1 protein-coding gene is annotated in these 2,685 nt (G+C 37.5%); it reads left to right on the top strand.

Annotation, left to right across the window (positions count from 1 at the left end):
• Positions 1–736: 736 nt before the first annotated feature.
• A complete protein-coding gene (gene ltrA, locus RBB48_RS31495; protein ID WP_306008856.1) occupies positions 737–2,566 on the top strand; it encodes a group II intron reverse transcriptase/maturase in 1,830 nt (609 codons plus the stop codon).
• The last annotated feature ends 119 nt before the right edge of the window (positions 2,567–2,685 follow it).

The following is a 2,685-nucleotide window of genomic DNA, read 5'->3' as shown; positions in this document are numbered from 1 at the left end:
GGTGCGACACGTTCCTAAGTGAAAAGCTTAGGCACTGTCGGACAATTGTTCAACAGTGAACTTTCATTCCGAGTTGTCAAATGATAGGGTAACGCCTTGAAGGGCACCTCTAATATTCCGACATGCGGTTAGATTGGCAAGAGTCTAACGGTTTGAAGCTCGGGGAAGTCGGCTGAGAGCTACCGTAAGTTAAAATACACGAAAGCTGTCCAGAGGTGGGTGGTGTAGCTTATAGGCCGGGGGTCTACAAAACACTTATGGTTAGAATGCACGATGATGCAATCGCGAACTTTGAAAGTGCAGACGAATCTCTGATGGTACGGGTCTATATCGGAAGCATATCGAAAGGTATGCTGACACAATTAGTGTCGCTATTGTGGGCTAGTAAGACTCTCCTTTATGAACGTCCATATGTTGTTACAGGCAACATCAAGGTAGCAGGCTCATAGGAGAAACCTAAAAGTGTATGTACAGATAGGAATGAAGGAACGTGGTAAGCTACCAACGCAGAGGACTTGCTTCTGACGAAGCGTTTCTAGGGAAAGCACTAATGAGATTAGTTATTCGTATAACCTAGATTTATGGTAGTGAAGGTGGTGGCATAGTACCTATGAAACGTCTAATGAACGTGGAGGGATAGCCACTAGTCAATTGCAGGCTAATTGTTACTTACGGTTAACATGGATTCGAGTAAGACTAAGAGATGTAGTGTTTCTCCATAAGGAGGCTACAGCCCATGTTAAAGAAAACCAAGCTAAGACATAGCGAATACTACGATATGCAAACGAAATATGATCAACTATATTCCTATAGTCTTAACGGTAACAATTTCTATAAGTTAATGGATATGATTGGTTCAGAAGAAAATATTAGATTAGCGTATAGAAACATTAAAACAAATAAGGGTAGTAAGACCGCTGGTGTAGATGGATTAACTATTAAAGATATTTGGCATTTAAATGATACACAGGTAGTAAAACAAGTCAGAAAAAGATTGAAATGGTATCGACCGCAACCCGTTAAGAGAGTATACATCCCAAAAGAGGGAAGCGATAAGATGCGCCCATTAGGTATTCCTACTATTTGGGATAGACTTGTCCAACAGAGCATTTTACAAGTGCTTGAACCCATATGTGAAGCGAAATTCCATAATCATAGTTATGGATTTAGGCCAAACAGAAGTACTCATCATGCGCTCAGTCGAATGGTGAGTCTCATGAATCTAGGGCGTCAGCATTATTGTGTAGACATAGATATCAAAGGTTTCTTTGATAACGTAGGTCATGGGAAATTACTCAAGCAGTTATGGACCTTAGGTGTGCGTGATAAATCACTCCTAAGTGTTATCTCGAAAATCTTAAAATCTGAAGTTCAAGGAGAAGGTATCCCAACTAAAGGAACACCGCAAGGTGGTATTATATCTCCCCTATTATCCAACGTGGTTTTAAATGAATTGGATTGGTGGATTAGCAATCAATGGGAAACTTTTCAGCCTAAGAACTATAAGACGGCTATAGCCTTTAGGGGCTATGCTCGCAAATACACAAATCTTAAAGATGGGTTTATTGTGCGGTATGCTGACGATTTTAAAATCATGTGTAGAACATATATTGGTGCCAAAAGATATTATTATGCCACCATTGATTTCTTGCGTACGAGATTAGGACTTGAAATTAATGAGCAAAAATCTAAAGTAGTTAATCTTAAAAAGAATTCTTCGAACTTTTTGGGGTTTAAAGTGAAGTTGGTTCAACAAGGTCAATCTAAACATGGCTATGTTGCCAAAAGTAGTATGACGGACAAAGCTATGCAAAACACCAAAAGAATTCTAAAGGATAAGGTAAAAGAAATCCAAAGGCATCCAACATCAGAAAATGTACTTAAATTTAATATTACCCTTATTGGTATTCAAAATTATTACAAGTACGCTACTAAAATTTATATAGATTTGACAAAAATTAACTACACTCTACTCAAATCCATGAAAAACAGGCTCAGTGAAAATGGAAAAGTAATTCAATTTTATGAAACTCCTAAGAAATTTCAACTACGTGCCAAAGGAATTCAGTCTAATACTAAAATATATACAGTTTGTGCCACACCTTTACTTCCAGTTACAGGCGTACATCATAAGAATCCATGGAACTTCTCACAAAATATATGCAATTACACCGCAAAAGGTCGTAATAAAATTCATGAGAATCTTAAAGCTATACCTAAGGATGTCTTAAAACAAGTCATGGCAACATACTCCCGAAATAGGAGTATTGAATACAATGATAACAGGATATCGAGATATGTTGCACAATACGGAAAGTGCTATGTAACTGAAGAAGTTATAGGTATAGATAGGGTACATTGTCATCATAAAATTCCTTTGAAAAGTGGTGGAACTGATAAATATCACAACTTAATAATTGTGGATAAATATATACATCAATTAATCCACATGACAGATAAGAATAAAATCAGAGCTGCGCTCTTGGCGTTGAAATTGAACGATAAGCAATTAAATAAATTGAATACACTCAGAACTGAGGCTGAAAATGAACCGATAACTGTATAAATTGACTTATATCAATTAGCTGAAAATGATGGGACGCCGTATGACGGGAAACTGTCACGTACGGTGTTAGGTGGGGGAAAAGGTGGAGATGATATCAAAGCTTTACCTATCACGCACAA

Source organism: Bacillus sp. MMSF_3353 (assembly GCF_030733445.1).
Classification (GTDB): domain Bacteria; phylum Bacillota; class Bacilli; order Bacillales; family Bacillaceae_G; genus Bacillus_A; species Bacillus_A wiedmannii.
The sequence above is the reverse complement of the archived record's forward strand: the minus strand, read 5'-3'. Positions and strand labels throughout refer to the sequence as shown.

Bases quoted from the DNA above. Each gene is read 5' to 3' on its own strand.
- ltrA (WP_306008856.1), top strand. From the start codon at position 737: ATGTTAAAGAAAACCAAGCTAAGACATAGCGAATACTACGATATGCAA.